General features: G+C 72.2%; 22 protein-coding genes. 15 read left to right on the top strand and 7 right to left on the bottom strand.

The window, feature by feature from the left end:
• Position 1 precedes the first annotated feature (1 nt).
• Together J2Z30_RS44255 and J2Z30_RS44250 are read right to left on the bottom strand one after the other, a co-directional pair.
• Positions 2-643 (bottom strand): ABC transporter permease, encoded by a 642-nt coding sequence (locus tag J2Z30_RS44255; protein WP_020870770.1) that lies wholly within the window; start codon positions 641-643, stop codon positions 2-4.
• Positions 640-1,782, bottom strand: coding sequence for an ABC transporter ATP-binding protein (locus J2Z30_RS44250; RefSeq protein WP_044574281.1), 1,143 nt, complete (start codon positions 1,780-1,782; stop codon positions 640-642). The genes J2Z30_RS44255 and J2Z30_RS44250 overlap by 4 nt, the downstream gene beginning before the upstream one ends.
• A 161-nt stretch (positions 1,783-1,943) precedes the next feature.
• On the opposite strand from J2Z30_RS44250, the gene J2Z30_RS44245 reads away from it, so the two are divergent.
• From J2Z30_RS44245 to J2Z30_RS44235, 3 genes are all read left to right on the top strand, one after another.
• Positions 1,944-3,479, top strand: coding sequence for an aromatic amino acid ammonia-lyase (locus tag J2Z30_RS44245; protein WP_044574283.1), 1,536 nt, complete (start codon positions 1,944-1,946; stop codon positions 3,477-3,479).
• Between the two features lie 31 nt (positions 3,480-3,510).
• The gene (locus J2Z30_RS44240) at positions 3,511-4,452 is read left to right on the top strand and encodes a MurR/RpiR family transcriptional regulator (RefSeq protein ID WP_245389155.1); all 942 of its coding nucleotides are present in this window, start codon (positions 3,511-3,513) and stop codon (positions 4,450-4,452) included.
• A gap of 139 nt (positions 4,453-4,591) precedes the next feature.
• A complete protein-coding gene (locus J2Z30_RS44235) occupies positions 4,592-5,179 on the top strand; it encodes a hypothetical protein (protein ID WP_044574286.1) in 588 nt (195 codons plus the stop codon).
• Positions 5,180-5,782: 603 nt separating this feature from the next.
• Here J2Z30_RS44235 and J2Z30_RS44230 read toward each other — a convergent pair.
• A complete protein-coding gene (locus J2Z30_RS44230; protein ID WP_044574288.1) occupies positions 5,783-7,138 on the bottom strand; it encodes a type III PLP-dependent enzyme domain-containing protein in 1,356 nt (451 codons plus the stop codon).
• Positions 7,139-7,250: 112 nt separating this feature from the next.
• Positions 7,251-8,267, bottom strand: a complete 1,017-nt coding sequence (locus J2Z30_RS44225; RefSeq protein ID WP_044574291.1) for an MDR family NADP-dependent oxidoreductase — start codon at positions 8,265-8,267, stop codon at positions 7,251-7,253.
• Between the two features lie 230 nt (positions 8,268-8,497).
• On the opposite strand from J2Z30_RS44225, the gene hutU reads away from it, so the two are divergent.
• The 4 genes from hutU to hutI all read left to right on the top strand — a co-directional run bounded on the left by hutU (position 8,498) and on the right by hutI (position 14,167).
• Positions 8,498-10,174 (top strand): urocanate hydratase, encoded by a 1,677-nt coding sequence (hutU, locus tag J2Z30_RS44220; protein ID WP_078956839.1) that lies wholly within the window; start codon positions 8,498-8,500, stop codon positions 10,172-10,174.
• Positions 10,175-10,332: 158 nt separating this feature from the next.
• On the top strand, positions 10,333-11,520 hold the full coding sequence (locus J2Z30_RS44215; RefSeq protein WP_107073552.1) for an allantoate amidohydrolase: 1,188 nt from the start codon (positions 10,333-10,335) through the stop codon (positions 11,518-11,520).
• The gene (locus J2Z30_RS44210; RefSeq protein WP_044581843.1) at positions 11,517-12,944 is read left to right on the top strand and encodes a formimidoylglutamate deiminase; all 1,428 of its coding nucleotides are present in this window, start codon (positions 11,517-11,519) and stop codon (positions 12,942-12,944) included. Before J2Z30_RS44215 ends, J2Z30_RS44210 begins: the two co-directional genes overlap by 4 nt.
• Before the next feature lie 44 nt (positions 12,945-12,988).
• The gene (gene hutI, locus J2Z30_RS44205; protein WP_044574300.1) at positions 12,989-14,167 is read left to right on the top strand and encodes an imidazolonepropionase; all 1,179 of its coding nucleotides are present in this window, start codon (positions 12,989-12,991) and stop codon (positions 14,165-14,167) included.
• 107 nt (positions 14,168-14,274) lie between these two features.
• Here hutI and J2Z30_RS44200 read toward each other — a convergent pair whose 3' ends face one another.
• Positions 14,275-15,222 carry an RNA polymerase sigma factor SigF gene (locus J2Z30_RS44200; protein ID WP_044574303.1) on the bottom strand — a complete coding sequence of 316 codons (948 nt, stop codon included), beginning with the start codon at positions 15,220-15,222 and terminating at the stop codon, positions 14,275-14,277.
• Positions 15,223-15,475: 253 nt separating this feature from the next.
• Here J2Z30_RS44200 and J2Z30_RS44195 point away from each other — a divergent pair, with 253 nt between their 5' ends.
• The 6 genes from J2Z30_RS44195 (at position 15,476) to J2Z30_RS44170 (ending at position 21,017) form a co-directional block, all read left to right on the top strand.
• Positions 15,476-15,844 (top strand): STAS domain-containing protein, encoded by a 369-nt coding sequence (locus tag J2Z30_RS44195; RefSeq protein ID WP_020870782.1) that lies wholly within the window; start codon positions 15,476-15,478, stop codon positions 15,842-15,844.
• A gap of 183 nt (positions 15,845-16,027) precedes the next feature.
• The gene (locus tag J2Z30_RS44190; protein ID WP_044574307.1) at positions 16,028-16,555 is read left to right on the top strand and encodes an ATP-binding protein; all 528 of its coding nucleotides are present in this window, start codon (positions 16,028-16,030) and stop codon (positions 16,553-16,555) included.
• A 170-nt stretch (positions 16,556-16,725) separates the two neighbouring features.
• Complete coding sequence (locus tag J2Z30_RS44185) at positions 16,726-17,484, top strand: LPXTG cell wall anchor domain-containing protein (protein WP_078956840.1); 759 nt, start codon at positions 16,726-16,728, stop codon at positions 17,482-17,484.
• Between the two features lie 26 nt (positions 17,485-17,510).
• Positions 17,511-18,548, top strand: coding sequence for a COG1470 family protein (locus J2Z30_RS44180; RefSeq protein ID WP_044574309.1), 1,038 nt, complete (start codon positions 17,511-17,513; stop codon positions 18,546-18,548).
• The gene (locus tag J2Z30_RS44175; RefSeq protein WP_044574311.1) at positions 18,545-19,612 is read left to right on the top strand and encodes a hypothetical protein; all 1,068 of its coding nucleotides are present in this window, start codon (positions 18,545-18,547) and stop codon (positions 19,610-19,612) included. Before J2Z30_RS44180 ends, J2Z30_RS44175 begins: the two co-directional genes overlap by 4 nt.
• 1 nt (position 19,613) lies before the next feature.
• Positions 19,614-21,017: a hypothetical protein gene (locus tag J2Z30_RS44170; RefSeq protein WP_044574314.1), complete on the top strand. Its 1,404-nt coding sequence runs from the start codon at positions 19,614-19,616 to the stop codon at positions 21,015-21,017.
• A gap of 95 nt (positions 21,018-21,112) precedes the next feature.
• Here the strand turns inward: J2Z30_RS44170 and J2Z30_RS44165 are convergent, their stop codons facing one another.
• Positions 21,113-22,639 (bottom strand): peptide MFS transporter, encoded by a 1,527-nt coding sequence (locus J2Z30_RS44165; protein ID WP_044574317.1) that lies wholly within the window; start codon positions 22,637-22,639, stop codon positions 21,113-21,115.
• A gap of 326 nt (positions 22,640-22,965) precedes the next feature.
• Between J2Z30_RS44165 and J2Z30_RS44160 the strand changes: the two genes are divergently transcribed.
• Together J2Z30_RS44160 and J2Z30_RS44155 are read left to right on the top strand one after the other, a co-directional pair.
• Positions 22,966-23,646 carry a response regulator transcription factor gene (locus J2Z30_RS44160; RefSeq protein ID WP_020870789.1) on the top strand — a complete coding sequence of 227 codons (681 nt, stop codon included), beginning with the start codon at positions 22,966-22,968 and terminating at the stop codon, positions 23,644-23,646.
• A gap of 22 nt (positions 23,647-23,668) precedes the next feature.
• Positions 23,669-24,919: a sensor histidine kinase gene (locus J2Z30_RS44155; RefSeq protein ID WP_044574320.1), complete on the top strand. Its 1,251-nt coding sequence runs from the start codon at positions 23,669-23,671 to the stop codon at positions 24,917-24,919.
• Between the two features lie 24 nt (positions 24,920-24,943).
• Here J2Z30_RS44155 and J2Z30_RS44150 read toward each other — a convergent pair whose 3' ends face one another.
• Positions 24,944-25,471: a GtrA family protein gene (locus tag J2Z30_RS44150; RefSeq protein WP_044574322.1), complete on the bottom strand. Its 528-nt coding sequence runs from the start codon at positions 25,469-25,471 to the stop codon at positions 24,944-24,946.
• Between the last annotated feature and the right edge of the window lie 42 nt (positions 25,472-25,513).

Here is a 25,513-nt window from a genome sequence, read left to right as displayed (position 1 = left end):
GTCAGGCACGCCTCCTCAGCCACGGGGTGCACAGCCACTGGATGGTGACCAGCACGGCGTCCGCGACCAGCGCCAGCACCAGGGACAGGATGACTCCGGCCACGACGGGGGTGGGGTAGTTGCGCTGGAAGCCGTCGGTGAACAGCTGGCCGAGGCCGCCGTATCCGATGTAGCTGGCCACGCTGACCAGCGATATCGCCATCACCGTGGCCACCCGCACGCCCGCCATGATCACCGGGAAGGCGAGCGGCAGCTCGACGGTGAGCAGGGTGCGCAGCGGGCGGGCGCCCATCGCGGTGGACGCCTCGCGGACCTTGGTGGGGACGCTGTCGAGCCCCTCGACGGTGTTCCGCAGCAGCACGACCAGGGTGTAGATGGTCAGGCCGGTGATGGCGGTGGTGCGGGTGAGGCCGGTGACAGGCAGCAGCAGGACGAAGATCGCGATGGAGGGGATCGTGAACAGGATGTTCGAGAGCCCGAGCAGGAGTCCGCGCAGCGGGCGCACCCGGTGGGCGATCACGGCCAGCGGGAGCGCGATCAGCAGACCGAAGAGGACGGCGGGGACGGCGGTGGAGAGGTGGTCCAGGGTGAGCGTGACCAGGGTGCTCCGATGGTCGGGGAACCAGCCCCAGTCGATGGTCATGCGGTCACGCTCGTATCGGAGCTCTTCGGGTCCTCGTCGGCGTCGGAGGCGGTTTCGGGGTCCTCGTCGGCGTTCTTGAGGGCGGCCGCGCGGCCCGCCTCCGCGTGGCGCTGCCCCGCGTACTCGTGGATCGCGTCGCGCCCGGTGACCCCGGTGAGCACCCCGTCGGCGTCCACGCGGGCCACCAGCCCTGCGGGGGAGGCCAGCGACTCGTCCAGGGCGGTGAGCAGCGAGTCGCCGTCCCGCAGCGGGCGCACCGGCAGCAGCGGGGCCCGGTCGCCCTCCGGCCCCTCGGTGTCGCGCCAGCCCAGCGGCTCCCCGCGCTCGGAGGTGACCAGCCGCCAGCGCTGCCCGTCGGCGGGTACGGGCTCCCGCTCCACGTCGGCGAGGGTGGACAGGGAGAGCAGCTTCAGCCCGCGCTCGGCGCCCAGGAAGCCCGCCACGAAGTCGTCGGCGGGGCTCGCCAGCAGCTCGGCGGGGGGTGCGCACTGGACGAGATGGCCGCCGGTGCGGAAGATCGCGATACGGTCGCCGAGCCGTACCGCCTCGTCGATGTCGTGGGTGACGAAGACGACCGTCTTGCGCAGCTCGCTCTGGAGCCGCAGCAGCTCGTTCTGGAGCTGGGTCCTTACGACCGGGTCGACCGCCCCGAACGGCTCGTCCATCAGCAGCACCGGCGGGTCGGCGGCCAGCGCGCGGGCGACCCCGACGCGCTGCTGCTGACCGCCCGAGAGCTGGTGCGGATAGCGCTTGCCGGAGTCGGCGGGCAGCCCGACCAGCTCCAGCAGCTCGGCGGCGCGGGCCCGCGCCTTGCGGCGGCCCCAGCCCAGCAGCAGCGGGACGGTGGCGATGTTGTCGAGGATCGTGCGGTGCGGGAAGAGCCCGGCCTGCTGGATCACATAGCCGATCCCGCGCCGCAGCTCGGCGGCGTCCGCTCGCAGGACATCACGCCCGCCCACGCTCACCGTGCCGCTGCTCGGCTCGACCATGCGGTTGACCATGCGGAGGGTGGTGGTCTTGCCGCAGCCCGAGGTGCCGACAAGAACGGTGATGCCCCCTTCCGGGAGCTCGAGACTGAGGCGATCCACCGCTGTGGTGCCGTTCGGGTAGTGCTTACTGACGTCCTTGAAGCTGATCATCCGCTTCCCCTTGCCCTGTCTGCATATAGTCATGCACAGTCATAGTCGAGTGAATAGAAGTCAAGAGGTCTGCGTTAATCACCGGTTACTTCTGCTCGCGATGTGGACGGAGTGCTGGGCGGTTGGCCCAGAAAGGGCGCGTTCGAGAGGGGTTGCCCTGGATGTTGTCTCACATGCTGGATGCTGATCACGCGGCGGCCGACGGCCCCGACGGCGCCGACGGCGCCGGCCCGCGGATCACGCTGGACGGCCGGAGCCTACGCGTCGTGGATGTCGCGCGTCTGGCCGACCGTCTCAGCCGGCCCGCCGCGCCCGATCCCACCGCGCTCGCCCTGGCCGAGCGCGCCTGGGAGACCGCGGACCGGCTCGCGGCCACCGGCCGCGTCTACGGGCGCAGCACCGGTGTGGGCGCCAACCGCACCGAGGACGTCGGCCCGGCCGACTCCGATCACGGGCTGCGGCTGCTGCGCAGCCACGCCGGCGCGATCGGCGCACAGCTGCCCGGCCGCGAGGTGCGCGCCATGATGGCCGTCCGCGCCAATCAGCTGCTGGCGGGTGGCGCCGGGCTGCGCCCCGCCGTCGTCACCGCGCTCGTCGAGGGCCTCGACAGCGGCGCCCACCCGGTGATCAACGAATACGGCGCGGTCGGCACCGGGGACCTCGCCGCGCTCGCCCAGACCGGTCTCGCGCTCGTCGGCGAGCACCCCTGGGACCTCACCGAGGCCGCCCCGGGCCGGCGCGCCCCCGACCCCATCACGCTCGACAGCAATGACGCCCTCGCGCTCATCAGCAGCAACGCCCTCACCCTCGGCCAGTCCGCGCTCGCCCTCGCCGAGCTGCGGCGGCTGCTGTCCGCCTCGCTCGCCGTGGCCGCGCTCTCGCTGATCGCGGTCGGCGGCTCGTACGAGGCGTACGCCGAACCCGTTCACGCGTCCCGGCCGCACCCCGGCTCCGTCGCGGCCGCCGCCCGGATGCGCGCCCTGCTCGGCGCCCCGCCCCGGCCCACCCCGCCGCTGGGCCGCATACAGGACCCGTACGGCTTCCGCTGTCTGCCGCAGATCCACGGACCGGCGCTGGACGCGGCGGACGCGCTGGAGCGGGTGCTGGCCGTGGAGTTCAACGCCGCCGCCGAGAACCCGCTGATCAGCTCCACCGACGAGGCCGCCTACCACCACGGCAACTTCTACGCCGCGCACACCGCCCTCGCCCTGGACCACTTCCGGCTCGCCGCGCTCCAGACCGCCCGGCTCTCCACGGCCCGGCTCGCCGCGCTCAGCGAACCCGACTTCACCCGGCTGCGCCCCTTCCTCGGCGACGCCGCGCCCGCGAGCTCGGGCGTGATGATCCTCGAATACGCGGCGGGGGCGGCCCTCGGCGAGATGCGCGCGGTCTCCCACCCCGCCTCGCTGGGCCACGCCGTGCTCTCGCGCGGGGTGGAGGAACAAGCCAGTTTCGCCTCGCTCGGCGCCCGCCACACGCTCCGGGTGGCCGACCACTACCGGCTGGTGCTGGGCTGTGAACTCGTGGCAGCCATACGGGCGTTGCGCCAGCGCGGTCTCGAGCCGGACCCGGAGCTCCCGGCCGGTGTGGCCTTCGCCCTGGCGTCGGAAGTGCTCGATCCCCGGATGGAGGACCGGCCGTTGACGGAGGATGTGGCGGTGGCCGCGCGCCTGCTCGACCGGCTGGCGGGGGCCTGAGGGACGAGGGTACGAGGGTCAGGAGGACGTGATGAGTACGGAGCACGGGGTGAGTGGTGGGCAGATGACACCGGTGGGCGAGGACGTCGCCGGGGCGTCGGCGGGGGTGGCGGCCGGCTCCGGCGTCTCGCCCGCTTCCGGCGCCTCGACCGCCGCCCGGCTGCAGGCGCTCTTCGAGGGCCACCGGCTGACCCCGACCCAGCGGCGGATCGCCCACTGCATGGTGCGGCGGGCCGCGGACGCGCCGTTCCTCTCCAGCGTCGAGCTGGCCGAGCTCGCGGGCGTCAGCCAGCCGTCCGTGACCCGCTTCGCGGTCGCCCTCGGCTTCGACGGCTATCCGGCGCTGCGCAAGCATCTGCGCGATGTCGCCCCCGCCGAGCCGGAGGCGGACGAGGGGTCGTACAACGAGTACCAGCAGGCCGTGCAGTCCGAGATCGACAATCTGCGCCATCTCGCCGCGCTGCTGGCCGACCCCGCCCCCGTCGTCCGCGCCGGCCGGCTGCTCGCCGACTCCCGGCCGCTGCCGGTCCTCGGGCTGCGCGCCGCCTCCGCGCAGGCCCGTGGCTTCAGCTACTTCGCGCGCAAGGTCCATCCGGACGTCCGGCTGCTCGACGAGGGCGGCACGATGCTCGACGACCGCGTGGACGCGGCGAAGCGCGCGGGCGCGACGGCGCTGCTGTGCTTCGCGCTGCCGCGGCATCCGCGCGAGGTCGTGGAGGGTCTGGAGTACGCCCGGGAGGCGGGCCTGACCGTGGTCACCGTCGCCGACAGCGCCTTCGCCCCGGTCGCCCGCCACAGCGATCTGCTGCTGCCCGCGGCGGTGGGCACGGGCCTGGCCTTCGACACCGCGTGTGCGCCGATGCTGCTGGGGCGGGTGCTGCTGGAGGCGATGTGCGACGCGCTGCCGGACGCGCAGGCGCGGCTGGAGGAGTTCGACGCGAAGGCGGCGGAGCGGGGCCTGTTCGTGGAGTGAGCCGGGCTTCCGGGCCGGGCTTCCGGGCCGCTCTGTGTGCCAACCCCCGTTCCTCTCACCGAATTCTCAGGCACCCTGGCTAGATTCCTCGAATCGACAGGGATTTCTTCCGGGATTCACCAGGGTGAGGAGGTCGGTCGTGGGGCGCGGGGCGTATGCGCTGGTACGGGTGGCGGTGATCGTGAGGGCTCCCGCGGGGTGGCTGTGGTGGCCCGGTGTGCTGGCCGCGGGGATCGGAGTGCTGGTGCCGGGGCTGACCGGGCGCCGGATCGGAGCGCTCGCCGGGGCGGCGCTCTTCCTGATCGCGGGGGTCGTGGTGTTCGTGGTGCGCCGTAAGCGGTATCTGGAGCTGGCGCGCGACGCCTCGCGCGCGGGCAAGGCGGTCTTCCTCCAGGACCGCGCGGTGACCGTGAGGACCCGGCGGCGCGCCCTGCGGTGGTGGCTGCTGGCGGCCTTCCTCGCCGCGGTGGGCTCGTCCTTCGCCGTTCCGGCGGCGGGCGGAATGCTGCTGGCTGGGCTCGGTGCCGGGCTGTGGGCCAAGGCGCTGTGGCTGGGCCGCTGGGAGCGCGCGCACGACGCGTTGCTGTGGGTCCGCACGGAGCGGGTCCCTCGGGGGCGGCCCGCGGGCAAGGCGGTGGACGGCTACCGGACGACGGGGATCGTGGCCGGTGACGCGGGGCCGGGCGGCGCCCGGCGCTCCCGCGCGATGGCGGCTGCCGCGCGCTGAGGGGTGCCGCGCGCTGAGGGGTGCCGTGCGCTGAGGGGTGCCGTGCGCTGAGGGGTGCCGTGCGCTGAGGGGTGCCGCGCGCTGAGGGGTGCCCCTGGCTCTTCGGCCCAACCCCGGTGGGTTGCGCGGCGTGGGTTTGTGCGGCGCCGTTTCGCGCCTTCGGCGCATTTGAGCATGGGGCCGGGGGTGCCCTGGCGGGGGCCCGTCGCCGGCGGTCGGCCGGTGGGGGCGGGCCCGGTCGCGGCGCCCCTCCGGCCCGGGGCTCCGCGTCGATCCGGACTGCGGGGGGTACCCCTCTCGAAAACGTTTGACAAATTAGTTGCGTCAGATCAAGCGTTTTCTTGGTACCCCACTCGGCGCGACGCGTGACGCGCCCAGCCATCCGGGGCGCGCGGCCTGGGCAGCGACCGAGATCGCCCAGTCCGGAAGGGCCTCGGCTCCAGGCCACAGAGGCCGCCACCGGGCTTCGCCCCCACCGGCCGGTGGTCGGCGATGTGGCCCGCGCCCGCCCCCACCTGCCCCGATGCTCAATCAACGCCAGCCCGGACGAGAGCGTCACTTGTACGGCGGACTTCGGAGCCCCACAGCTGGGCGCCCCGCGCCCTACCGCAACCGGCTGAGGCCAAGCGCGTGCTTCGCGCCGCTCTCGGCCACGATCTCGTCCACCGTCTGCGGCTCCCGTACCGTCGCGAAGCGCACATCGGCGCTCGTCGCGTCGAAGCCGTAGATCCCCGGGCGGGGCAGGCTGTTGTACGCGAAGTGGTTGGAGAAGTAGTACGCGCCGGTGTCCAGCAGGGCGACCAGGTCGCCCGCCGTCAGCTCCGGCAGCGGCCGGTCGCGCGCGACCAGGTCGCCCGCGAAGCAGCAGGGACCGGCGATGTCCTGGGGGACCGGGCCGTCGCCGGTCTCCGTCTTGGGGCGGCCCTCCGCGTCGTAGGCCAGGACGCGCAGCGGCCAGGCCTCCGGGGCGAAGACCGTACGGGTGGCGAGCTGGGCGCCCGCGTGGGTGACCGCGATCGGGCGGCCGCCCGCGGACTTGGCGTATTCCACCCGGGCCAGCACCAGGCCGGACTTGGCGAGCAGGGACCGCCCGAACTCGGTCACCAGCTTGTACCGCCCGTCGAAGAGCCCCGGCACGGTGGCCCGCAGCAGCTGGGCGTACTCCCGGTAGCCGGGGGTGGTCTCGTCGGAGGTGAAGTTCACGGGGAGGCCGCCGCCGATGTCGAGGGCGTCGATCTGCTGCCGGCCGGCCGCCTCGTTGATCTCCTCGGCCAGTTCGTAGGCCGCCCGTATGCCCGCCGCCATCAGCTCCAGCGGACAGCCCTGGGAGCCGACGTGTGCGTGCAGCCGCGTCAGCCAGGGGCGCTCGGTGAAGGCGCGCACGACCCACGCGCGCGCCCCCGGGTCCTGGAGGGCCACGCCGAACTTGGAGGTCGTGGTGGCCGTGCTCATCGCGTCGATGCTGCCGCCGCCCACCTGGGGGTTGACCCGCAGGCCCAGGGGTGAGGGCGGGGCCGCGCGGTGCCCCACCAGCGCGTCGAGCCGCTCCAGCTCCTGGGGGTTGTCGGCGTTGACGGCGATGCCCAGGTCGAGGGCCTCGCGCAGCTCCGCGGCGGTCTTGGCGGGGGAGTCCAGGACGATCCGGTCGGGCGTCACCCCCGCCGCGCGGGCCAGCGCCAGCTCGCCGGGGCTGGCCACCTCGCAGCCCAGGCCCTCGTCGGCCAGCAGCCGCAGGACGGGGACGAGCGCGGCGGCCTTGACCGCGAAGGCGTGCAGGACGGGGGTGCCGGGCGCGACGACCTCCTCGAAGGCCGCGCGCAGCCCGGCGGCCGCGGAGCGGATCCCGGCCACGTCCAGCAGCCCCACGACGGGCTGGTCCGGGCCGAGCAGCCGCTGCTCCACGGCCGCCCGTACGGCCTGTTCGCGCCGGGTGGCCATCGCAACCGCTTTCGATGTCATGCTTTCAGCCAACCATCCGGAACGGCCGCGGACCAGCTCCGCGGGGGGCGCTCCGGGGGCGGGGCCGTGCGGTCGCGGGGAGCGCGGCCCCCCGAGCCGGGCCGACCTGGCCCTACAGCTCCACCAGCACCGCCCCGAGGTGGCGGCCCGCCACCAGTTCGCACAGCGCGCCAGGCGCCTGGTCGATCCCCGTCAGGCGGGTGTACGGGTAGGTGAGCGCGCCCTCGCGCAGCGCCCGGCCGAACTCGCTCAGGTACGCGGGCATGGCGTCCTGGTGGTCCACCGCGCTGATGCCGCGCAGCGTGATGCTCCGGGCGATCAGGGCCAGGGTGCTGATCGCGGTCGGGGCCAGCGCGTCGTCGGACAGCTGCGCGGCCAGCGCGCCGACCAGGGCGAACCGGGCGTTGCGGCGGGCCAGCGCCAGGGCGGCCCGCAGCTGCTCGCCGCCGACGGTGTCGAAGAGGACGTCGATGCCCTCGGGGGCGGCCGCGCGCAACTGCTCCTCGATCGATCCGGCGCCGCGGAGGACGACCGCGTCATAGCCCAGCTCCCGCGTCAGCCGGTCGGCCTTGTGCCGGGAGCCGGTGGAGCCGATGACCCGCTTGGCACCGTGCAGCCGGGCGAACTGCCCGGCCAGGGAGCCCACTCCGCCCGCCGCGCCGGTGACGAACACCGTGTCGCCGCGCCGCACCCCGGCCCCCCGCACCACCCCCAGCCAGGCGGTGAACCCCTGCGAGAGATGGGCGGCGGGGTCCGGCAGCACCTCGGGGTCGACGGGCGACACCTCGGGGGCGTTCAGGACCGCGTACTCGCGCCAGCCCGCGCGGTGGCGGACGAGGGTTCCGGGGGCGAGATCCGTGCCCGGAGCCCGGACCACCTCGCCGAGGGCCGCGCCCCGCATCACCTCGCCGGCCTTGTGCAGCAGCTGGGGCAGGCCGAGGGCGTCCGGGTCGGCCAGCGTGAGCGGGCGCATCACGGCGGCGACGCTCATCAACCGGTTGCGCACCAGCACCTGACCGGGGCCGGGGGTGGGGACGGGAGCGGTGACGACCTCGAAGTGACCCGGGGTGAGCTCCCCATCGGGCAGGGCCGCCAGACGGACCTCGCGGTGGGTGGCGGGGAGGGACACGACGGGCTCCTCGGCGGGCGTGGGGACACGACCTGGTGACGCTACCCCGTGGCCCCGGGCGGGTCGGCCGCGACCAGCACGGTGAGCCCGCGCCGCTGAACCACCTGGCCGTATGCGGAGCCCCACGGTATTGACTAGTCATATTCATCGGCATCAAGATGTGAATAAGTCGATCCAGCCGATGTGGTCGACGCAGTTGAACCAGTTGATGGCACAGGGAGGCTTGGCCCATGACAGGACCGCGACCCGTACGGGCGCCGCGTGGTGCAGAGCTCAGCGCCCGGGGGTGGCAGCAGGAAGCCGCCCTGCGGATGCTGCAGAACAACCTCGATCCGGAGGTCGCCGAGCACCCCGACAAGCTCGTCGTCTACGGCGGCACCGGTAAGGCGGCCCGTGACTGGCGTTCGTTCGACGCCATGGTCCGCACTCTGCGCACGCTGAAGCAGGACGAGACGATGCTGGTCCAGTCGGGCCGCCCCGTGGGCGTCATGCAGACCCACGAGTGGGCGCCGCGGGTGCTGATCGCCAACTCCAACCTCGTCGGCGACTGGGCCAACTGGGAGGAGTTCCGCCGCCTGGAGGCGCTGGGTCTGACCATGTACGGCCAGATGACCGCGGGCTCCTGGATCTACATCGGCACCCAGGGCATCCTCCAGGGCACATACGAGACCTTCGCGGCCGTGGCGGCGAAGCTGCATTCAATGGGTAAAGGGGTCGGCGGCACCCTGGCCGGGACCATCACCCTCACCGCGGGCCTCGGCGGCATGGGCGGCGCCCAGCCGCTGGCGGTCACCATGAACGACGGCGTCGCGATCTGCGTCGACTGCGATCCGCGCGCCATCGAGCGCCGTATCGACCACCGCTACCTGGACGTCCGAGCCGACAGCCTGGACCACGCGCTCCAGCTCGCGACCGAGGCCCGGGACGCCCGGCGCCCGCTGTCGATCGGCGTTCTGGGGAACGCGGCCGAGCTGGTCCCGCAGCTCCTCGCGATGAACGCCCCGATCGACATCGTCACCGACCAGACCAGCGCCCACGACCCGCTGTCGTACCTGCCGGTCGGCGTGGACTTCGACGAGATGGCCTCGTACGCCGCCGAGAAGCCCGCCGACTTCACCCAGCGGGCGCGCGAGTCGATGGCCAAGCATGTGGAGGCCATGGTCGGCTTCATGGACGCGGGCGCCGAGGTCTTCGACTACGGCAACTCCATCCGCGGCGAGGCCAAGCTGGCGGGCTTCGAGCGCGCCTTCGCCTTCCCCGGTTTCGTCCCCGCCTACATCCGGCCGCTCTTCTGCGAGGGCAAGGGCCCGTTCCGCTGGGCGGCCCTGTCCGGCGACCCGAAGGACATCGCGGCCACCGACAAGGCGATCCTGGAGCTCTTCCCGGAGAACGAGTCGCTGGCCCGCTGGATCAAGATGGCGGAGGAGCGGGTCCACTTCCAGGGACTGCCCGCCCGGATCTGCTGGCTCGGCTACGGCGAGCGCGACAAGGCGGGCGAGCGCTTCAACGAGATGGTCGCCGACGGCACCCTCGCCGCACCGCTGGCGATCGGCCGCGACCACCTGGACTGCGGCTCGGTGGCCTCCCCGTACCGCGAGACCGAGGCCATGCTGGACGGCTCGGACGCGATCGCCGACTGGCCACTGCTCAACGCCATGGTCAACGTCGCCTCGGGCGCCTCCTGGGTCTCCATCCACCACGGCGGCGGCGTCGGCATGGGCCGCTCGATCCACGCGGGCCAGGTCACGGTCGCCGACGGCACGGCGCTCGCGGGCGAGAAGATCCGCCGCGTCCTGACGAACGACCCCGGCATGGGCGTCATCCGCCACGTGGACGCGGGCTACGACCGAGCGGACGAAGTGGCCGCCGAACGCGACGTCCGCATTCCCATGAGGGAAACAGAGTGACTGTTGTGGGCAATCGTCCCGCGGAGGGGGCACCTCCCAGCGGTAGCTGGGGGAGGGACGGGTGGGCACAACCCACCCACCGGGCCGCACCCGCACACGAAACGGAGGCTCAGACCGCAGTGGGCGCACCCCGCACGACCGGCGCGTCGTTCCACGACATGTGGCGCGACCTGGCCTCCATCGGCCGCGACACAACAACGAACGGCTACCGCCGCTACGCCTGGACAGACGCGGACGCCGACTGCAGAACGTGGTTCAAGGAGCAAGCCCAGAACCGCGGCCTCACCTACGAAGTGGACCGCAACGGCAACCAATGGGCCTGGCTGGGCGACCCCACCGCGGGAGACGCCGTCGTCACCGGTTCCCACCTCGACTCCGTGCCCGACGGCGGCGCCTTCGACGGCCCGCTGGGCGTGGTCTCCTCCTTCGCCGCCCTGGACGAGCTCCGAACTCGCGGCGTCGCGCCCACAAAGCCGCTCGCCATCGTCAACTTCGGCGACGAGGAGGGCGCCCGCTTCGGCCTGGCCTGCGTAGGCTCCCGGCTCACGGCGGGGCAGCTCACCCGGGACCAGGCCCACGCCCTCCGCGACGCGGACGGGCGGAGCCTCCCCCAGGCGATGGAGCTGGCCGGATACGACCCGGAGGCGATCGGCCCCGATCCGGAGCGGCTGGCCCGTATCGCGGCGTTCGTGGAGCTGCACATCGAGCAGGGGCGTGCCCTCGACGACACAAACAACCCCGTGGGCGTCGCCTCCGCGATCTGGCCGCACGGCCGCTGGCGGTTCGACTTCCACGGCGAGGCCAACCACGCCGGGACGACGCGGATCGAGGACCGCCGCGATCCGATGCTCACCTACGCCAACACCGTCCTCGCCGCCCGTAAGAAGGCGAAACTCGCCGCGGCGCTGGCGACCTTCGGCAAGGTCAGCGTCGAGCCCAACGGAGTCAACGCGATCGCGAGCCTGGTCCGCGGCTGGCTGGACTCGCGCGCGGCCGACGAGGAGACCCTGGCCGCCGTGGTCGGCGAGATCGAGCGCGCCGCGGTCGAGCGCGGACAGCGCGACGGGGTGGACGTCCGGGTCACCCGGGAGTCCTTCACCCCGGTCGTGGAGTTCGCCCACGACCTGCGTGACCAGCTCTCGGGGCTGCTCGGCGGCGTCCCGATCCTCCCCACCGGGGCCGGGCACGACGCCGGCATTTTGTCCGCGTCGGTTCCGACGGCCATGCTGTTTGTAAGGAACCCCACCGGCGTCTCGCATTCACCCGCGGAGACGGCGGGCGAGGACGATTGCCTCGCCGGTGTGGCCGCACTCGCGGAGGTACTGGAGGGCCTGGCGTGTCACTGACGGCGCAGACGTACTGGGCGGAGCACGCCTGGGTGGACGGAAGCGTGCGGTCGGACGTGGTGATCGTGGCTGCGGCCAATGGGCGGATCACGGCGGTGGTGCCCGGGAGTCCGCGGCCGCCCGCCGGGTCCGTCACCCTCCGTGGTCTGACGCTCCCCGGCCTGGCCAACGCCCACAGCCACGCCTTCCACCGGGCCCTGCGCGGTGTCGTCCAGGCGGACGGCAGGGCGAACGGCGAACCGGGAGGCCAGGCGGAAGACGAGGCGAACGGCCAGGCCGACCGGCAGCGCGATGGCGGCGCGCCGGACTCCTTCTGGACCTGGCGCGAGGTGATGTACGACGTCGCCGACCGGCTGACCCCGGACAGCTACTTCGAGCTGGCCCGTGCCGTCTACGCCGAGATGGCCATGGCCGGGATCACCTGCGTCGGGGAGTTCCACTACCTCCACCACGCGCCCGGCGGCCCCCGCTACGGCAACCCCAACGCGATGGGGGAGGCCCTGATCGCGGCCGCGGCCGAGGCCGGTATCCGGATCACCCTGCTCGACACCTGCTATCTCTCCTCCGGTTTCGGGGCCGAGCCCAACGAGCACCAGCTGCGCTTCTCCGACGGCACGGCCGAGGCCTGGGCCGAGCGGGTCTCCGGGCTGAAGGGCGACGGCAACACCCGCATCGGCGCGGCGATCCACTCGGTGCGGGCCGTCCCCGTCGACCAGCTGGCGACCGTGTCCGGCTGGGCCGACGAGCACACGGCGCCGCTGCACGTCCACCTCTCCGAGCAGACGGCGGAGAACGACGCCTGTGTGGAGGCACACGGCTTCACCCCCACCCGGCTGCTCGCCGACCACGGGGTGCTGGGCCCGCGGACCACCGCCGTGCACGCCACCCACCTCACCCCGGGCGACATCCGGCTGCTGGGCCAGGCCGCCACCGGAGTCTGTATGTGCCCGACCACCGAGCGTGACCTCGCCGACGGGATCGGCCCGGCCGTCGAGCTGCAGAGCGCGGGCTCACCGCTCTCGCTGGGCAGCGACAGCCATGCCGTGATCGACATCCTGGAGGAGGCCCGCGCCATGGAGCTGGACGAGCGGCTGCGCACCCGCGCCCGGGGCCACTGGACCGCGGCCCAGCTGCTGCGGGCCGCCACCGCGGACGGTCATGCGGCGCTCGGCTGGGGCGCGGAGGCGGGCCGGATCGAGGTGGGCGCGCTCGCCGACCTCACCACGATCGCGCTGGACTCGGTGCGCACCGCGGGGCCGCCGCCCCGGCTGGGCGCGGAGACCGCCGTATTCGCGGCGACCAGCGCGGACGTCCGGCACACCGTGGTCGGCGGCCGCCATGTCGTACGGGACGGCGCCCATCAGCTCGTCCCGCGTGTGCCGCAAGCGCTGGCCGAGGCCATCGAAGCCCTGCACGGACCGTGACCCGGCCGCTACCGGCACGGCCGACGAAGGAGAGCACCCCCACGATGACGACCGCGACGCCCACGACGGCCATCACCGACATCGCCACTCTGGTCACCAATGACCCCTCCCTCGGTGAAGGCCCCCTCGGTCTGATCCGGGACGCGGCCGTCGTCATCGACGGCGACCGCATCGCCTGGGTCGGTGAGTCCAGCAAAGCACCCGCCACCGACAACCGGGTCGACGCCGGTGGCCGGGCCGCCATTCCGGGCTTTGTGGACTCCCACTCCCATCTGGTCTTCGCGGGCGACCGGACCGAGGAGTTCAACGCCCGGATGTCCGGCCGCCCGTACAGCGCCGGCGGGATCCGCACCACCGTGGCCGCCACCCGCGCCGCCTCGAACAACGTGCTGCACGCCAACGTCGGCCGCTATGTGGCCGAGGCGCGCCGCCAGGGCACCACGACCGTCGAGATCAAGTCCGGCTACGGGCTGACCTCGCAGGACGAGGCCCGCGCCCTGACCATCGCCGGTGCCCACACCGACGAGGTGACCTTCCTCGGGGCGCATATCGTCGCCCCCGAGTTCGCCGACGACCCGGCCGCGTACGTGGATCTGGTCACCGGCCCGATGCTGGACGCCTGCGCCCCGCATGCGCGCTGGATCGACGTCTTCTGCGAGCAGGGAGCCTTCGACGGCGACCAGGCCCGCGCCGTCCTGACCGCGGGCAAGGAGCGCGGGCTGATCCCGCGGGTCCACGCCAACCAGCTCTCCTACGGCCCCGGGGTGCGACTCGCGGTCGAGCTGGGCGCCGCCTCCGCCGACCACTGCACCCATCTGACCGAGGAGGACGTCGACGCGCTGGCCCAGGGCGAGACGGTGGCCACCCTGCTCCCCGGGGCGGAGTTCTCCACCCGCTCGACCTATCCGGACGCGCGCCGGCTGCTCGACGCGGGCGTCACGGTCGCCCTGTCCCCGGACTGCAACCCGGGCTCGTCCTTCACCAGCTCCATGCCGTTCTGCGTCGCCCTGGCCGTACGGGAGATGGGGATGACGCCGGACGAGGCGGTGTGGGCCGCGACGGCCGGTGGGGCGCGGGCCCTGCGCCGTACCGACGTGGGCCGGGTGAGTCCGGGCGCCCGCGCCGATCTGGCGCTGCTGGACGCCCCGTCCCATGTGCATCTCGCCTACCGCCCCGGCGTGCCCCTGGTCTCGGCGGTGTGGCACGAGGGCACTCTGATCTGACGGCCCTGATCTGACGGCACGGCAGAGCCGCGTACGAACGCGGGGCACACGGATAAGGGCCCGTCCCGGGTGATCCGGGGGCGGGCCCTTATCCGTCTGCGGAGGCGTCACTCCTCGATCATCAGACCCTTGCGGAGCCGACGGAGGGTGCGCGACAGCAGCCGCGAGACATGCATCTGGGAGATGCCCAGCTCCTCACCGATCTCCGACTGCGTCATATTGGCCACGAAGCGCAGGGAGAGGATCTTCCGGTCACGGGCAGGCAGATCGGCGATCAGCGGCTTCAAGGACTCGACGTACTCGATGCCTTCGAGCCCGTGGTCCTCGTATCCGATCCGGTCCGCCAGCGCGCCCTCGGAGTCGTCCTCCTCCGGCTGGGCGTCCAGCGAGCTCGCGGTGTACGCGTTGCTCGCGGCCATGCCCTCGATGACCTCGGCCGGGCTGATGTCCAGCCGCTGGGCCAACTCGCTGACGGTGGGGGCGCGGTCGAGCCGCTGGGCCAGCTCGTCGCCGGCCTTGGCCAGGTCGAGACGGAGCTCCTGGAGGCGCCGCGGCACGCGCACCGACCAGCTGGTGTCGCGGAAGAAGCGCTTGATCTCACCGACGATCGTCGGCATGGCGAAGGTCGGGAACTCCACGCCACGGCCGGGCTCGAAGCGGTCGATGGCCTTGATCAGGCCGATCGTGCCGACCTGGACGATGTCCTCCATCGGCTCGCTGCGGGAGCGGAACCGGGAGGCGGCGAACTTGACCAGCGCCAAGTTGAGCTCGACCAGGGTGTTACGCACATAGGCGTACTCGTGAGTGCCTTCCTCCAGCACCTCGAGACGTTCGAAAAGGGTCTTCGACAGAGCCCTCGCGTCTACCGGTGCTACCGTGTCATAAGGAGGTATCTCCGGCAGATCGGACAATTCCGGCAGTTCATCGAAGAGGTGGCCAACGGTCGCCGAGGCGTCAACGTCGGGGGTGAACTGCTCGGGCAGGGGAGCCGACGAAACGGTGGTCCGAGTGCTCCCCGAGGGTTCGGTACGCGTGTCGTCGAGGCGGGGTGACATAGTCTCCTCCATCGTTCTTCGGCATATGGCTGCCGGTGCCATAACGTGCTGCTCCGGTGAGCGGCGCCTCCAAAGCCGGGCCGTAAGCGGGTGTGACCCTCTACGCCTACCTGCATCGGCCACCAAGTGGCAAGTCCACGTTGTCCATATTTGCCGAACTATGCGAAATGTTCGGCTACCAGAGCAGCGGGTAGAAGGCGTAGGGTTCGATGCGCGCAATCGAAAGCAACGAGACGCCAGAAGAGGTGCGCAGATGGACCGCGGGATGGTCGGCAGCGCCAGCAAGGGCCGACTTCAGGTCGAGGTTCGGCACCACGGGGCGAGTGCGGTCGTCACGCCGGCGGGTGAGCTGGACCACCACACCGCCGAGGTGCTGCGCGAGCCGCTTGAGAAATGCGTGGAGGGGGGACGTGTCCGGCTGGTGGTGGACTGCTCGAAGCTGGAGTTCTGCGACTCCACCGGGCTCAATGTCCTCCTCGGCGCGCGGCTCAAGGCCGAGGCCGCGGGCGGCGGCGTCCACCTGGCCGGAATGTTGCCGATCGTTGCCCGGGTGTTCGAGATCACGGGCGCGGACGCCGTCTTTACCGTGCATGAGTCGCTTGATGCCGCTCTTGTCGAGTGACATAGCTCACTCCTGTTTCCGGCGTGTCATCGATGGGTCATCGATGCGTTGCCCGCGTCACATCGATGGGGCGGAAGTAGTGGGTGTTCTCACGCTATGGCCGGGCAGGAGACAGGCTGAAACTGTTGAAGAGATCAGGTATTCCTTGTCCCTGAATCGGTGAATCGGTGAGGTGAAGCGCTGATGAGCACCACGCGGCCGTACCCGCCGGGCGACCGCGGCCCGGACCCGGACGGCCCCGCCGCTTCGGCCTCCCCACCGGCCCCCCCGACCGCCGGCGCCCCTCCGGCCGCCGGCCCGACCCGCCAGATCCGCAGACTCCATCTGATCGATGCCAGCGGGGCCGTGCCGCGTGCCCGCGACTTCACCCGCCAGGCGCTGCGCGACTGGGGGTGGCTTCCGGCCGCGACCGCCGACCACCGGGCCGCCGCCGAGGATGTGCTGCTCGTCGTCTCCGAGCTGGTCACCAACGCCTGTCTGCACGCCGAAGGCCCCGAGGAGCTGCGCGTCAGCTGCAACGCCAAAGTGCTCCGTCTCGAGGTCGTGGACCTCGGCACGGGTACGCCCGCGCCGCGCACCCCGCACCGCGCCGGGCGGCCCGGCGGCCACGGCATGTTCATCGTCCAGCGGCTGTGCCTGGACTGGGGGGTCGTGCGGAACGTGGAGGGAACCGGCAAGACGGTCTGGGCCGAACTCGCCGCGCCGGGCTGAAGAGCACGGCTCCGGCGCCACGATCCCGCTTTCGCTCACCCCTTCCCCGCCCCACGCCGATCCGGCGTGCTCTTTGTCTTCCCTTGACAAGGTCCCCGGCGTACCGTCAGCGCCCAATCTGATGTGCCGTCAGTTACATCCGGCTGCGGCGCTTGACGAGAGGGGATCTCGTGGTGTCCCACAACCAACGCCGTCCGGCCGGCCGTGGCGGCGCCCTCACGCTCGCGGCGGCCCTGGCCGGCTCCGTGGTACTGCTCACCGCCCCGGCCGCACACGCCGACACCGTGGACGTCGACTACAAGTGCAAGACGCCGATCGGCGACAAGAGCGCCGTATCGCCCATCGACATCAAGAGCGTCGCGAGCGGCGGCTCCTACAAGCTCACGATGTCCTTCCAGAAGGGCGTCTCCTCCAGCCCCGTCGAGCTCGGCAAGGGCGCCATGCACCCCAGCGCGCTCATCAAACTGGGCGGAGCGGAGAGCGGCACGGTATCGGTGTCGGGGCCCGCCAACGACAAGGCCATCCCCGCCAACACCCCGATCAAGATCAGTGACCTGTCGGGCACCTACACCCCCAAGAAGAGCGGAAAGGTCACCTTCACCGCCTCCACCCTCACCATCAAGGCGCTGGGCACGACCACGACCTGCACCCCCGGCAACAGCCCCAAGCCCTCGCTGACGCTGGACGTCAAGGCCGCGGGCGGCGGCGGAGACTCCGGCTCCACCGGCGGTACGGGCAGTACAGGCGGTACGAGCACGGGCGGATCGGACGGCTCCGGCGGTGCGCAGGGCGGCTCCGGCAACGACCAGCTGCCGCAGACCGGACCGACGGACTCCGCCGTCGCGCTCGGCACCCTCGGCGGCACGGTGCTGCTCGCCGGAGTGGCCGGGGCGCTCTGGCTGACCCGCCGTCAGCGTCCCACCTCCTGACGCGCGCGGCAGCCGAGGAGCCGCCGATGCCGTCGCGTATCCGTGCAGCGGTCCATGCCGTCATCCCCCCGGCCGTGCGGGCAGCCGTACGCAGGGCCGGGCGGGCAGCCGTACGTCCGGCGGTACGTCCGCCCGCCCGCCCGGCCGTCCGCCGAGCCGTCCGCGCCTGTGCCCCGGTCCTGCTGGCCGCGTCCCTGGTGAGCCCCGTGCCGTGGGCCTCCCCGGCGGCCGCCGCCGGGCCCGACTGGTCGGCGGCTCCCGCCGCCGGGGGCGGCGGCGCACCGGGCGCGGGCGACCGGCCGTACATCTACCTCGAAGGCGGGCCCGGCGCCGTGCTCGAGGACAAGCTCTCGGTCACCAACCGGGGCGAGCACCCCCGCACCGTCCGGCTGCGCGGCGGCGACGGCGCCCGGATCGCGCTCGCCGAGCGGCGGGTGACGGTGCCGCCCCGCACCCGCGCCGACATCCCCTTCACCGTCACCGTCCCCTCCGACGCGGCGCCCGGTGAGCGCCCCGGCGCCGTCATGGTGTCCTCCGGCGGCCGGGAGATCGCGGTCCGGCTGCGGCTGCGGATCAGCGGCGCGACGCTGTCCGCCCTCTCCGTCGAGGACGTGACGGTCCAGGACCACGGCGGCGGGGCGGCCATCCGCTACGCCCTGGTCAACCGCGGCAACACCGTGCTCACCCCGCGGCTGGCCGTACGCGCCGACGGGCTCTTCGGCCAGGTGCTGCGCCGGGACCCCCGCACCCTGCCGGTCGAGCTGCCGCCGGGCAAACGCGTGCGGCTCACCGAGAGCTGGCCGGACCCGCCCGCCCTCGACTCGGTGGACGTCACGCTCACGGCCACCGCGGGCGGGGGCGCGCATGCCACGGCGACCGCCGGCTACACGGCCGTTCCCTGGTGGCTGCTCGCACCGGTGGCGACCGCCTTGGCGGGCGCCGGGGGAGGCGTCTGGCTGCTGCGCGGACGACGCCGCCGACGCCGCACACCGCGATCGCAGCCGCAGCCGGAACCGCAGCCGGAGCCGCAACCGCAGCGCACAGGGGCAGGAGCGACCACGTGAACGCACGCCGACACCCAGGCACCCCGGCCCGGCCCTCCGCCGTGCTCACCGTGCTCGCCCTGGTCCTCCTCACCCTCGGCGCGCCCCTTACGGGCGGCGCCGCGGCGGCCGAGAGCCCGGCCGCGAAGGTCTCCAAGGCCGAGGCGGGCACGGGCGGCACGGTCACCGTGACCGGCACCCGCTGGCGGCCGCGCGCCCTGCTCACCCTGCTCATCTGCGGGCAGAACATGATCGGCGGCACCAACTCGTGCGCCAATGGCGACGGCAGGGCGGTCACCGTCGGCAAGGACGGCACCTTCACCAAGAAGCTGCCGGTGTCCGAGCCGCCCAAACCCTGCCCCTGTGTCATCCATATAGCGACCGTCACCGGCGAGGCCGCCGCCGCGGACGTGGCGTTCAAGGTCGCCGGGCACCCGGTCGCGCCGCTGCCGAAGGAGCGGACCGGAGGCGAGCGGCTGAGTGTGCTCTCGGCCCGGCTCGACGGCTCCAGCGGGCTGCTGACCTGGTTCGGCGCACCGCCCAGGCGAAAGCTCGTGGTCACCGTCGGCAATCTCGGCTCGACCCCGGCCCGCGACCCGGTCTTCGAGGTGGGCGGCTCGCACGGCGTCTTCGCCCCTTCCTGGGAGGAGCAGCGCTGGCGGGGGACCATCCAGCCGGGGAAGAAGGCGCAGGTCAAGCTGGACGTCGAACTGTCCGCCGGGGCCCATGGCGACTATCTGGTCTCACTGCGCTACGGCCACAAGCTGCTTGTCGAACAGCCGTGGGCGGTGGGACGGCCCTGGGGCGTCACGCTGTTCTGGGTCCTGCTGTGCGTGGTGGTCTCGGCGACGGTCTTCCGGATCGGCATGGCCGTCGTGGACAAGGTACGGCCCCGTACGGCCCGGACCGCGCCACCACCGCCCCCGTTCCCGCCCTCGTCGCCGCCGTCCGGACCGGCAGCGGCGGACGGCGCACCGCCGGCGCTGCCCTGGTTCACCCCGGACACCGCGCCGGAGGCTCGGCCGCACCACCAGATTTCCGCACCGACCGAGGAGATCCGACCGACCCCGAAAGGAACCACGTGAGATGCGACCAAGAGTGAGTGCGGCCGCCGTCGCGCTGCTGCTCGGCGGTGCGGGCGTGCTGCTCGGCGCGGGCAGCGCGGAGGGCGCCGAGGTCTCGTACCAGACCGAGTGCCTACCGCCCCCCATCTCCGGGCTGCCCCCGGTGGAGGGCACCACGACCGTGGCCGTGACGGCACCGGAGACGGCCAAGGTCGGAGACGAGGTCGAGGTGGTGTGGAAGACGGTGCAGGCCGCCTCCAAGAACCCGCCCATCCTCGACCTGGAGGCCAACACCGTGCTGCCGACCGGCACCGTCACGGTGGGCGGCGCCCAGACCGGCGAACTGGCCATGGAGGGGCCGCGGGAGAACCCGGCGATCCCCAAGGGCGGGGAGATGAAGCTCTCCGATATGAAGGGGAAGCTGAAGCTCACCAAGGCGGGAGAGGTGACGCTGACGCCCGGCGGCTACAACATCAACGTCAGCAAGCCGCTGCCCACGGACACCAAGTGCTCGGCGAAGGAGGACGTCAAGGCAGCCGCGACCATCAAGGTGACGGACGGCGGCAGCGGTCCGGGCGGCACGACGAGCGGTACGACGAGTGGCACCACGAGCGGGACGACCAGCGGTACCACGAGCGGCACCACAAGTGGTACGACGAGCGGTACGACCAGCGGCACCACAAGTGGCACCACGAGCGGGACGACCAGCGGGACGACCAGCGGCACCACCGGTGGCGGGGACGGCGGTGGCGATTCGTACACCGGTAAGGAGGTTCAGGTCGCGTACGCCTGCAAGACCCCCATCGGCGACAAGAACGCGACCTCCCCGGTGCAGATCAACGCCACCAAGAGCGGCGGGAACTTCGAGCTGACCGTGAAGTTCGGCAAGTCCGTGATGGACAGCCCGGCCGACATCCCCGCCGATTCGGTCAAGCCGTCGATGGCCGTCAAGGTCGGTGGCGCGGACAAGGGCACCGTCGCCGTGGCGGGGCCCACCAACAAGGAGCCCATCAAGTCCGGCGAGCCGATCGAAATCCCCGACCTCACCGGCACCTACAAGCCGGGCGCGAGCGGCAAGTCGACGCTCACCCCCGGCGTGCTGACGGTCAAGGCGCTCGGCACGACCACCACCTGCACCCCGTCCAAGGACCCCGGCGCCTCGCTGGAACTGGACACCACCGGCCAGCCCGGCGGCACCACCGGCGGTGACTCGACCGGCGGCGGCAGCGGCTCCGGGGGCGGCACCTCCGGCGGCGGTTCGGGCAGCAGCGGCGGTTCGGCCACCAGCGGCGGGCTCGCCGACACCGGTGCCGGCGACCACGGCGGGCTGAAGGCGCTCGCCCTGATCGCCGGTACCACCGTGCTGCTCGGCGGCGCCATCTTCACCCTCACCCCGTGGCGCAAGCTGCGCGGCACCACCCGCTGAACCCGTAAAGCGCCCGTACGGAACGGCGAAGGGCCCGGCGCGGATCTCCCCGCGCCGGGCCCCTCGTGACCCTCTTCCTGACGTCCTTACGGTCGTCAGTGGACGTCGGCCATCAACGCCACGACCTTCCGCCGGTACATGAAGACCGCGAAGCCCGCGAGCGCCGCCATCGTCGCCTCCAGTGCGATCACCCCGACCCCGCTCAGGTCGACCCCGGCGATGGACAGCAGGCCCGTGACGCAGTCGCCCGCGGTCACGGCCAGGAACCACACGCCCATCATCTGGCTGGCGTACTTCGCCGGTGCCATCTTGGTGGTCACCGACAGGCCGACCGGCGACAGGCACAGCTCACCCATCGTCTGGATCATGTAGATCGACACCAGCCACAGCGGGCTGACCTTGGTCCCGTCCCCGGCCATCCCCATCGGCACGACGAAGACGAAGAACGAGGCGCCGACCAGGACCAGGGCCATCGCGAACTTCAGCGTGGTGTTCGGCTCCCGGTCACGCCGCGCCAGCCACAGCCACAGCCAGGCGAAGACCGGCGCCAGCGCCATGATCATCAGCGGGTTGACGGACTGGAACCACGAGGACGGGAAGTGCAGCCCGAAGATCGTGTCCGCGGTCTTGGAGTCGGCGAAGGCCGACATCGTCGAACCGCCCTGGTCGTAGATCATCCAGAACACGGCGGCGGCCACGAAGAACCAGATGTAGCCGCTCACCTTGGTCTGCTCGACCGCCGAGAGCTCCCGGTCGCGCTTGATCCGGATCAGCACCCCGGTCGGGATGATCAGGCCGAGGATGGTGATCGGGATCAGCACCCAGTTGAGGGTCCAGCTGCCGCTGAGCACCACGCCGGTGTAGAAGACCGCGGCCACGATCAGCCAGATCATCGCCTTGCGCAGCCAGGAGCGGCGCTCCTCGGCCGCCAGCGGGGTCGGGACGGTGCTGCTCTCCGCGCTCAGGTGGCGGGTGCCGATCAGGAACTGGACCAGACCCAGCGCCATGCCGAGGGCGGCGAGCGCGAAGCCCAGGTGCCAGTTGTACGACTGGCCGACGGTGCCGATCACCAGGGGAGCGGCGAAGGCACCGAGGTTGATGCCCATGTAGAAGATGGTGAAGCCGCCGTCCCGGCGCGGGTCCTGCGGACCGTCGTAGAGCTGGCCCACCATCGTCGAGATATTGGCCTTGATCAGACCGGAGCCGAGTGCCACCAGGCCGAGGCCGGCGAAGAAGGTCGCCTGGCCGGGGACGGAGAGCGCCAGATGCCCGGCCATGACGACGCCGGACGCGATCACCACCGTCTTGCGCGGACCCCAGACCCGGTCGCCGAACCAGCCGCCCGGCATGGCCAGCAGATAGACCATGGCCAGGTACACCGAGTAGATGGCCACCGCGTTGCCCTCGGTCATCCCGAGTCCGCCGCCCTGCCCGCCGTCCTTGGCGTCGGGGCCACCGGAGATCAGATAGACCACGAGGAGGGCCCGCATGCCGTAGAAGCTGAACCGCTCCCACATCTCGATCATGAAGAGAGTGGCCAGGCCGCGGGGGTGGCCGAAGAAGGTTTTGCCGCCGGCAGGGGTCCCCTGCGCGGTGGCGCCCTTCGTCAGGCTGGACGCCATGGTGGTTTCCTTGTGTGCTCAGAGAGCGCTGCCAGGCGGGGCCAGCGCCCTGTGGGGGGATGGCTGAGCGACTGAGCGGCCGGGCGCGGCCGGGCCGGTTGTGCCGACCTCGTCCCGTTCCGGACATGACAGAGACCTTTGGGTGCGTCGTCGCCACCAAAGGCCCCGGAGGAGTGCTGCAGACGTTGTTTCACCATACGACACGTTCTTGACACCTTTGGAGACGGTGAGAGATACCTCACGAGCGAGGCGTGCAACGTTCCGTGCTCCGTCCGTCGCGCCGTACGCGCCCCGTGCTCCGACCTCAGCGGACTACCATCACCCCCATGACCCGAGTACTGCTCGCCGAGGATGACGCATCCATCTCGGAGCCGCTCGCCCGCGCCCTGCGCCGCGAGGGGTACGAGGTCGAGGTGCGTGAGGACGGACCCACCGCGCTCGACGCCGGTCTGCAAGGAGGCGTCGATCTGATCGTCCTCGACCTCGGTCTGCCCGGGATGGACGGGCTCGAGGTCTGCCGTCGGCTCCGTACGGAGGGCCATGGCTTTCCGGTGCTGGTGCTCACGGCCCGCGCGGACGAGGTGGACACGGTGGTCGGCCTGGACGCCGGTGCCGACGACTACGTGACCAAGCCGTTCCGGCTCGCCGAGCTGCTCGCCCGGGTCCGGGCGCTGCTGCGGCGCGGTGCCGTCGAGACGCAGCAACAGCAGCCGGCCACCCACGGGGTGCGGATCGACGTCGAGTCGCACCGCGCCTGGATGGGCGACGAGGAGCTGCAGCTGACCGCCAAGGAGTTCGATCTGCTGCGGGTCCTGGTGCGGGACGCCGGGCGGGTGGTCACCCGCGATCAGCTGATGCGCGAGGTGTGGGACACCACCTGGTGGTCCTCCACCAAGACCCTCGACATGCACATCTCCTGGCTGCGCAAGAAGCTCGGTGACGATGCGGCCAACCCCCGCTATATCGCCACCGTCCGCGGTGTCGGCTTCAGATTCGAGAAAAGCTGACCAGAGCTGACACGGTAGGGCAATGCGCCGTCGCTTGATCAACTCCACTCTGGCCGTGGTGCTCGTCGTCATCGCGGTCTTCGGCCTGTCGCTGGTCATCGTCGAGACGCGGACCATCGAGAACAGCGCCCAGGAGAGCGTGAGCTCCGACGCCGTGCGCCTGGTCAGCATCGTCGACAGCAGGCTGCTGGGCGGCGAGGGGGTCACCCCCAGGGTGCTGCGCGAGCAGATCGAGCCCGGCCGCTACGCCGTGATCAGGATGCCCGACCACCGCACGGTGGAGATCGGCAAGCGCCCCACGGGCAGCGTCATCTCCGCCGAGGAACCGGGGGAGCAGGGCGAGGTCGTCCGGGTCGAGGCGTCCCGCTCCACGGTGAGCCGCGAGATCGGCCGCACCATGCTGATCATCCTGGCGGTGGCGCTGCTCGCCGTGCTCGCCGCGGTGGCCCTCGCCGTACGCCAGGCGCACCGGCTCTCCGCCCCGCTCACCGATCTCGCGGAGACCGCCGAGCGGCTGGGCTCCGGGGACCCCCGGCCGCGCCACCGGCGCTACGGGGTGCCGGAGCTGGACCGGGTCGCCGATGTCCTGGACGCGAGCGCCGAGCGCATCGCCCGGATGCTCACCGCCGAGCGGCGGCTGGCCGCCGACGCCTCCCACCAGCTCCGTACGCCGCTGACCGCGCTGTCGATGCGGCTGGAGGAGATCACGCTCACCGACGACCCGGAGACGGTCAAGGAGGAGGCGACGATCGCGCTGGGCCAGGTGGAGCGGCTCACCGATGTCGTCCAGCGGCTGCTGACCAATTCGCGCGATCCGCGCAGCGGCTCCGCGGTCGCCTTCGACCTGGACGAGGTCGTCAAGCAGCAGATCGAGGAGTGGCGCCCGGCCTCGCGCAGCGAGGGCCGCGCCATCGTGCGCTCGGGCAAGAAGGGGCTGCGCGCGGTGGGCACCCCGGGCGCGGTCGCGCAGGTGCTGGCCACGCTGATCGAGAACTCGCTGATGCACGGTGACGGCACCGTCGCGCTGCGTACGCGCGTCACCGGCAACCAGGCCGTGGTGGAGGTCTCCGACGAGGGGCCGGGAGTGTCGCCGGACCTGGGGGCGCGGGTCTTCGAGCGGACGGTCAGCGGACGCAACTCCACGGGGCTCGGGCTCGCCGTGGCGCGGGACCTGGCGGAGGCGGACGGCGGCCGGCTGGAGCTGCTCCAGCAGCATCCGCCGGTGTTCGCGCTCTTCCTCAGCCGGGAGGCCGAGGACCCCTCGGCCTCCTGAGCGGCCCTGCCGTCCCGCGGGGCGCTACTTCCGGACCGTCTGTTTCCGGGTGGCCTGGGCGGGCGGCGCCTCGGACAGGAAGGCCTCCGCGCGCTCGACGGCCTCCCGCGCGGGCAGCGTCCGGAACACCCAGGTCCGGTAGGACCAGAAGCGGAAGAGGGTGCCCAGGCCGATGCCGAGGAACTTGAACACATTGCTCTGGAGTGAGCTGTCCCACCCGAAGCCATATGTGGCGGTGTAGAGCACACCGTTCTCGATGATCAGGCCGATGGCGCTGAACAGCAGAAAGAGGCTGAGCTCCTTGGTGCGGCCCTGCTTGTCGCGGTCCCGGTAGGTGAAGTACCGGTATCCCAGGTAGTTGAAGCAGGTGGCGACCACCGTGGCCACGATGCTGGCCCGCACCACGGGGAGTTCGGTGACCCCGCGCACCAGGTTGAACACCGCGAGATTGACGAAGACGCCGGCACCGCCGACCACCCCGAACTTCGCGATCTCGCGGGTCAGTTGCCCCATCCGGGCACGCAGCCCACCGAGTGTGCTCCGTCCACTCATGGTGATCGTTCAGCCCCGTCCCGTCGGCGTCGTCAATCACCC

Origin of the sequence: Streptomyces iranensis (assembly GCF_017874715.1) — a bacterium.
Classification (GTDB): domain Bacteria; phylum Actinomycetota; class Actinomycetes; order Streptomycetales; family Streptomycetaceae; genus Streptomyces; species Streptomyces iranensis.
The sequence above is the reverse complement of the archived record's forward strand: the minus strand, read 5'-3'. Positions and strand labels throughout refer to the sequence as shown.